Origin of the sequence: Acidiphilium acidophilum (assembly GCF_033842475.1) — a bacterium.
GTDB lineage: Bacteria > Pseudomonadota > Alphaproteobacteria > Acetobacterales > Acetobacteraceae > Acidiphilium > Acidiphilium acidophilum.
In genome coordinates, this window is record NZ_JAWXYB010000009.1 from 1 (window position 1) to 6451 (window position 6451).

The window sequence follows — 6451 nt, forward strand, 5'->3', positions numbered from 1 at the left end:
GATCCGGCAAGCGTTTCGCCTTGAATGGCTGACGGTCGGCTGGATGATCCTCGAGGCCGGGATGGCGCTCGGTTCGGGCCTAGCCGCGCACAGCCTGACGCTGACCGCGTTCGGGGTCGATAGCGTCATCGAGTTGGTCTCGGCCAGCGTGCTGATCTGGCGCCTGAATGTCGAGTTACGCCACGGACGGCAGGTATCCGAAAGCGCGGAGTTGGTTGCAGGCAAGATCGGCGGAGCGCTACTTTTTCTCCTCGCAGCCTACATCGTCATCGGTGCTGCCTGGCGACTGTGGACGCACCAGGGAGAGGCGTTCTCGATTCCGGGCCTTATCGTCGCCCTGGCCGCGATGCCGATCATGACCTGGCTCGCGCGCCGCAAGATCGCGGTGGCCACCCAACTCGGCAGCCGGGCGATGCGCGCCGATGCGGTCGAAAGCATCACCTGTGGCTGGCTGTCCCTGGTCGTCGTCGTGGGCCTGCTCGCCAACCTCGTTTTTGGGGAATGGTGGGTAGACGCCGTGACGGCGCTCGCGATCGTCTGGTTCGTGATCAAAGAGGCCCGCGAAGCCTGGAACGGCGAGGATTGCTGCGCCGATCACTCTCATTGAGGTAAAGTCGCCCAGCTACACCTAAAGGTCCATCTCTGGCCCGTCTCGGCCTTTGCTGGGTGTGCGGCTGGGCTGCGGTGAGACAACGGCCTCCTTTGTGGGGCGCTGTGCCATTGCGGGCTGCTTGGCACGCTCTGCGGCTTGGTTGGCCTGCCGCAACCCGGACAGATCTGCACCGGCCAGGGCCGCGCTGAGATTGGCGGTTCTCAACCCAGACAAATCGGCACCGGCGAGCCTCTCCCGAAGCTCAACAGCCCAATCACGGGCCTTGTCGAGCGCCTGAACTCCCCACTCGCGCACCTGCTGCCAAATCCCTTGCCGCTCCCTGTTCCTGCCCTCCACGGCCCGCATCTGGTCACCGCGGTCGGTCTGGACGCCTCGCCGTTCCATCGCGGCCGCCGCCCCCAGCTTCGGCTGCGGCTCGCGGTCCAGGTCCTGCGCACGCCTCTCCGCTAGCAGGCGTTCAGGCTCGGCCCGAGCCTGATCCTGCGACATCTCAAGCGCGACCTCGCGCTGAGCGGTCAGGCTCCGATGATCAACGCGCTCCGGGATATGCGCCCGCTCCAACGCCCAGTTGGTGTGCGCTGCCCAGCCCTCTCGCAGATCCACCAGCGGGCTTTTGTCCTTCACGAAACCCTTCCCGTCCTTGGTGGCAAAATCCGGGTTCCATTCCCGTGCCTTATTGCCAAAACTCTCGCCCTCGATGTGGCGCATGGTCAGCATGATGTGGGCGTGAGGTTGCTTCTCGCCGTCGCTGGCGCGCGGCTCGTGAACAGCGATGTCGGCTACCATCCCGTGGTCAACGCATCGCTCTTTCACGAAGTTCCGCACGAGGTTGATTTGCTCTTCCCGTGAAAGCTCGCGGGGAAGAGAGAGCTCAACATCGCGGAATAGCTGCGCGTCCTTCCGCTTTTCCGCCACCTCGACGCCGTTCCACAATTTCGAGCGATCACGCATCCAGGTAGGCGCGTTCTCGGGAGCCATGATCTCCCGATGAACTACGCCTTGCTTTTTGGTGTAATCATGCGTGTTACCGTCGCGCTCGTTCGTCAGGCATTCGCCCGAACGATACGCCGATGCCGCAACCGATGACCGGCCACCACTACGCCCAACGACTTTCACGCTGGCATGATAAATTGCCACAGACAGCCTCACACGCACTAAAGGGGTGCAGGGGGAACCCCTGCCGGGCACATTGCGAAGCAATGTATAAGCGCGCACTTCGTGTATTGTCCAGTTTAGAGCCTATCGATAAAGTGGCACCATCTCTGATTGAGGAAACATGGAATGGCAAAGACTATCGACCAGCAGATTGCAGATGCAGAGGCCCGCCTTGCTCGTCTCCGTGAAAAATCTCGGAAGAAGGAAACTCGTCACAAGATCATTGTGGGTGCCATCGTTTTGTCCGAAGCATCGAAGGACGCAAAAATTGCCGCGTGGCTGCTAAAGCAGATTGACGCCAAAGTGACACGCGACGTGGACAAAACCGATATCGCTCCGATCGTCGATGATCTGAGGAAGGTGGCGGCAAGTCAGAATCATCAAGTGGCCCCGGTAGAGGCCGCGCATGAGTGATCCCGTTGTCGAACTGGTCGAAACCCTCAAGGCCGTTCGCCTCGAAGTCGCGGCGATTGGTCAGAAGATCGATACCAAAGCAGCTACACCCGCCCAACTGGCAGAGCTTGCCAAGGCAGTTAAGGCGGCAAACCCCACCGCTCTCGCCTCTGCCATCGAAACCGCCTCTGCTCAGGCAGGACAGACAATCGCGGGAAAGGTCGATGCCAAGGTAGCTGCGCTAAGCGACGTCGTGACCAAATTGACCACCCATGACACCAACCTGGGCAAAGCCATCAAAGGCATCGCTGAAACCGGAGAAGCCATCGAGAAAGCGAGCTTCTGGCTCAATTTCCGCGCCATCTCGGTGTTGACCGTGGCTGTGATCCTGGTGGTCGCCGGAAGCCTCGTCTCCCTGGCATGGCAGCGGCATGAAAGCGCCAGCCTCCGAACCCAGGAGACCGCCCTGCGCGCCCAAATCCAAACCGACAAGGCCAATCTGGCGGCTCTAAAAGCCAAGGGCGGGGCGGTGAAGTGGGACACCTGTGGCGGGAAGTTATGCTTCCAGGCCGCTTCAAATCAAGGCACCCAAGGCCCACCCTTTGCCAACTGGAGCGGATGGGAGACCACTACAGGTCGTCACATCGTCCTCATTATCCCACGTGGCTACTGACCCTGCCCACATCCCTTGGACGTCAACCACCCTCTGGAAGCGCCTGGGAGGCCGCTAGGAGCCTCCTACAGCGCCCAGGCACCTTTCCCCTAGCCAATACTCCCCTGGCCACCAGCGCCGTCCTAGAGGCCCAGAGCGAGCGCGGAGCGGGAGCGCCGTAGGCCGCCGCGCAGCGGCGTCTGGGCTAGACGACATCGCGTCAAATCACGGCCCCTAGGGCCGCCTGATCAGCCAGTCCGCACAGGTGGGTCCACCGGGATGGCTGCGCGTCGCCAGCCGCCCATAGGGGGCGCTCCGCTACGCATCCCCGTGGACTACCTGCACGGCAGGCAGCCCCCTTCGGGGGTGCTCCTCTAGATCATAGATGGGTTTTAAAAAAAACTGTTTTTTTTCAGAATGTTATTGGGGGGGGGTACGCAACCAGCTATTGCGTACCCCCCCGCAATAGCTGGTTGCGTAGGTCCTGCGTGATTTACGCAAAAATCTGCGCAATTTGCGTTGCGTACCCTTCCGCAATGCCCTACGAAGATCACGCAGATTTTTGCGCGTTTCCGGCAGCATGGAGTGGTAAATGGCACCGAAGGAGAAAGGCTACGGGATTACCACCGCGCCCAGCGGAACCTGGGTCCAGGTCGAGCGTGCCGCGATGGAACGATGGGCAAAACTTGCGGTCTCCAGCCCACGGGCATCCGCCCTCATGCACGTGATCGTATCGCAAATGGGACGGCACAACGCCCTCGTGACTTCCCAGGCCACGCTTGCAAAATTAGCCGATTGCTCACTACGCACAGTCCAATATTCCCTCAAAACGCTACGTGATGGGGGGTGGTTAGAGGTTCGACAAATCGGCCCAACGGGTACAGCCTGCGCCTATATCGTCAACGATCGCGTAGCCTGGTCTGGCAACCGCGATGGCATCCGCTACAGCCTGTTCTCGGCGGCGGTGCTGGTCTCGGATGCCGAGCAGCCAGACCAGACCGAGCTTGGCGCACAACCACCCTTGGAGCGTATCCCCACCATGCATCAGGGCGAGCGCCAGCTACCCACTGGCCCCGGCCTCGATCCGCCTACGCAGCCCCCGCTGGTGGGATTAGAGCCTGACCTGCCAGCCCGTGTGAAAGAGCCACATGGGCCACCTGATTGAGCCACTTGAGCCATGCTGAGCCAGAGGCGAGCCGCCCAAGCCTGGGGGATATCCAGAGCCACCCTACAGCGGGCCGTATCGAGCGGAAAACTTAGTGTTTTGCCGGATGGGACGATTGATCCGGCAGAGATGCTTCGTGCCTTTGGCGAAGCCAATGGTGGCCCACCGGGCCACCAAAATGAGCCACTTGGGCCACCCATGGGCCGGGGGGATGAAATGGCTTTTCAGGCCGAAATCCGGGTGCTCAAAGCGCAAATCGAGGCCAAGGAGGCTCTGCTCTCCGCCAAGGATCGGCACATCGAGGATTTGAGCCAGGCTCTTCGGCTGCTCGCTGGCCCGCCAGCGCCGGCACCACAGCCGTCTCTGCTGGCTAAGCTATTTTCCCGCCAGAAACGGCCCCGTTCATGATAGGATCGACACCATGAGCACATCGACTCTCTATGACCGCGATTTCTACGCCTGGGCGAATGAACAGGCCGGGCTTCTGCGTGATGGAAAACTGACGCAGGCCGACATTGAACACATCGCCGAGGAGATCGAGAGCATGGGCAAGACCGAGAAGCGGGAACTGGTCAACCGCCTCGCAGTACTCCTCACGCATCTCTTGAAATGGCAATATCAGCCTGTCCGCCGTGGCGCGTCGTGGGAAGTGACTATCCGCATTCAGCGCCGTGATCTTGTCCGTCATCTGCGTGACAACCCAAGCCTCCAAGCCAAGCTCGACGAAGCCATCAGCGATGCCTATGGCGATGCGATCCTCGCGGCATACGGTGAAACGGCCATACCTAAGCAAACCTTCCCCGCCACCTGCCCCTGGTCATTCGACCAAATGATGGCAGAAGACTTCTGGCCGGAAGCCTAATAGCTGTAACTGCTCGCTTTCATCGGCGGTTGATCTCGAATTCGTCGCCGATTTCTGCTCAGATTATGTGATCGCAGACGGGCCGTCGTGCTCATAATTCGTGACCCCAGGATCGGGGGCTTGTTCACACGACATCGGCCGACCGTAGCTCGCACCGCTCGGCCGTTTCGGGTGTTTCCATCTGGACCGTCGCATGGCCGATGCCGAAGCGTTTCCTGACCTCGCCGGGCAGGCGTTCGAGCGTGGCGTCGATTTCGGCAGCGTCGCAAGCCAGATGGACGGTCAGGGCGGTTTCGGTCGTGCTCAATCCCCAGATGTGCAGATCGTGGATATCCGACACACCCGGCAGGGCGCGCAGATACGCCTCGACCGCACGCTGGTCGATACCGCGGGGCACGCCGTCGAGCGCGAGGGCGACGGAATCGCGCAACAGTGACCAGGTGCCGATCACGATGACGATGCTGATCCCAAGGCTGACCGTAGGGTCGAGGCGGACCCAGCCGGTCGTCATGATAATCGCACCGGCGATCGCGACGCCAAGCGCGAGCGAGGCATCGGCGGCCATATGGAGGAAGGCGGCTCGGATGTTCAGGTCGCCCTTGCGTCCTGACATGAACAGCCAGGCCGTGACACCGTTGACGAAAACGCCGGCGATCGCGACGAGCATGATGACGCGCCCACCGGTCGGAACCGGGTGGATCAGGCGCTGGATTGCCTCCCAGGCGATGCCGCCGGTCACGATCAGCAAGATGATCGCGTTCGCGAGGGCGGCGAGGATCGACGATCGGCGCAGGCCATAAGTGTAGCTTGTATTCGGGACACGCTGGCTGAGCCATGATGCGAGCCAGGCGCCGGCAAGCCCAAGCACATCGCCCAGATTGTGGCTGGCATCGGCGAGCAGCGCCGTCGAGTGAACCGCCAGGCCCCAGAATGCCTCGATGACTACATAGGTGGTATTCAGCCCGATACCGATGACGAAGGCACGGCCGAACGAGGCAGGTGCGTGGCTGTGCCCACCCAAGCCATGACTGTGGCCATGATGGTCGTGATGACCATGCTCGTGCTCATGGTCGTGGTCGTGGTCATGATGATGGTCATGTTCCGCCATGCCCGGTCTCCGTGGTGGACGGTTGCACCGTCAGTTACTATGTTCAATTGAACAGGTGTTCATACATCAGGATTAAACAGCCATGTCTTGTCCGTCAATTACTGACGATCAGGCGGTCGAACTCGCGGAGATGTTCAGACTCATGGGCGACCCGAGCCGACTCAGGATCATTCTCGTCTGCCTCGACGGCGCGGCTTGCGTTTCGGACATCGCGGTGCGGACGCGGCTCTCACCCTCGCTGGTCAGCCACCATCTTCGCCTGTTGCGGGCGACCCGCATCCTGCGGGCGGAGCGACAGGGCAAGCAGGTATTCTATGCCCCGTCCGACGAACATATCCGCTGCACGATCGCCGACATGGTGGCACATGTCGGTGAATCGCCGGCCATGGAGGATGCATGATGGCCGAAAACGACCAAGCGATCGACCTCGATCCTGACCCAAGCTGCGTGGATGCGTGCTGCGCCCAGCCGGCGACAAGCGCATCATCGGCACGGACCGCGCT

8 protein-coding genes are annotated in these 6451 nt (G+C 61.3%); 6 read left to right on the forward strand and 2 right to left on the reverse strand.

Annotated features, from left to right (window positions below; translation table 11 throughout):
* Positions 1 to 607, forward strand: a 607-nt coding sequence (locus SIL87_RS02230; protein WP_319612646.1) for a cation transporter, incomplete at its 5' end; no start/stop codon positions are given.
* A gap of 21 nt (positions 608 to 628) precedes the next feature.
* Here the strand turns inward: SIL87_RS02230 and mobQ are convergent.
* Positions 629 to 1750, reverse strand: coding sequence for a MobQ family relaxase (gene mobQ, locus SIL87_RS02235; protein ID WP_319612647.1), 1122 nt, complete (start codon positions 1748 to 1750; stop codon positions 629 to 631).
* Between the two features lie 144 nt (positions 1751 to 1894).
* Here mobQ and SIL87_RS02240 point away from each other — a divergent pair, with 144 nt between their 5' ends.
* The 4 genes from SIL87_RS02240 (at position 1895) to SIL87_RS02255 (ending at position 4840) form a co-directional block, all read left to right on the forward strand.
* Positions 1895 to 2182, forward strand: a complete 288-nt coding sequence (locus SIL87_RS02240; protein WP_319612648.1) for a hypothetical protein — start codon at positions 1895 to 1897, stop codon at positions 2180 to 2182.
* Positions 2175 to 2834: a hypothetical protein gene (locus tag SIL87_RS02245; RefSeq protein ID WP_319612649.1), complete on the forward strand. Its 660-nt coding sequence runs from the start codon at positions 2175 to 2177 to the stop codon at positions 2832 to 2834. The genes SIL87_RS02240 and SIL87_RS02245 overlap by 8 nt, the downstream gene beginning before the upstream one ends.
* Before the next feature lie 571 nt (positions 2835 to 3405).
* Positions 3406 to 3978 (forward strand): replication/maintenance protein RepL, encoded by a 573-nt coding sequence (locus SIL87_RS02250; RefSeq protein ID WP_319612650.1) that lies wholly within the window; start codon positions 3406 to 3408, stop codon positions 3976 to 3978.
* A 421-nt stretch (positions 3979 to 4399) separates the two neighbouring features.
* Positions 4400 to 4840, forward strand: a complete 441-nt coding sequence (locus SIL87_RS02255; protein WP_211477365.1) for a DUF29 domain-containing protein — start codon at positions 4400 to 4402, stop codon at positions 4838 to 4840.
* Positions 4841 to 4964: 124 nt separating this feature from the next.
* Here the strand turns inward: SIL87_RS02255 and SIL87_RS02260 are convergent, their stop codons facing one another.
* Complete coding sequence (locus SIL87_RS02260; RefSeq protein ID WP_319612651.1) at positions 4965 to 5948, reverse strand: cation diffusion facilitator family transporter; 984 nt, start codon at positions 5946 to 5948, stop codon at positions 4965 to 4967.
* 82 nt (positions 5949 to 6030) lie between these two features.
* Here SIL87_RS02260 and SIL87_RS02265 point away from each other — a divergent pair, with 82 nt between their 5' ends.
* Positions 6031 to 6348: an ArsR/SmtB family transcription factor gene (locus SIL87_RS02265; RefSeq protein WP_319612652.1), complete on the forward strand. Its 318-nt coding sequence runs from the start codon at positions 6031 to 6033 to the stop codon at positions 6346 to 6348.
* The last annotated feature ends 103 nt before the right edge of the window (positions 6349 to 6451 follow it).

Excerpts from the sequence above, each read along its gene's own strand:
- SIL87_RS02255 (WP_211477365.1), top strand. The coding sequence starts at position 4,400 with ATGAGCACATCGACTCTCTATGACCGCGATTTCTACGCCTGGGCGAAT.
- SIL87_RS02240 (WP_319612648.1), top strand. The coding sequence starts at position 1,895 with ATGGCAAAGACTATCGACCAGCAGATTGCAGATGCAGAGGCCCGCCTT.
- SIL87_RS02250 (WP_319612650.1), top strand. The coding sequence starts at position 3,406 with ATGGCACCGAAGGAGAAAGGCTACGGGATTACCACCGCGCCCAGCGGA.
- SIL87_RS02265 (WP_319612652.1), top strand. The coding sequence starts at position 6,031 with ATGTCTTGTCCGTCAATTACTGACGATCAGGCGGTCGAACTCGCGGAG.
- SIL87_RS02245 (WP_319612649.1), top strand. The coding sequence starts at position 2,175 with ATGAGTGATCCCGTTGTCGAACTGGTCGAAACCCTCAAGGCCGTTCGC.
- SIL87_RS02260 (WP_319612651.1), bottom strand. The coding sequence starts at position 5,948 with ATGGCGGAACATGACCATCATCATGACCACGACCACGACCATGAGCAC.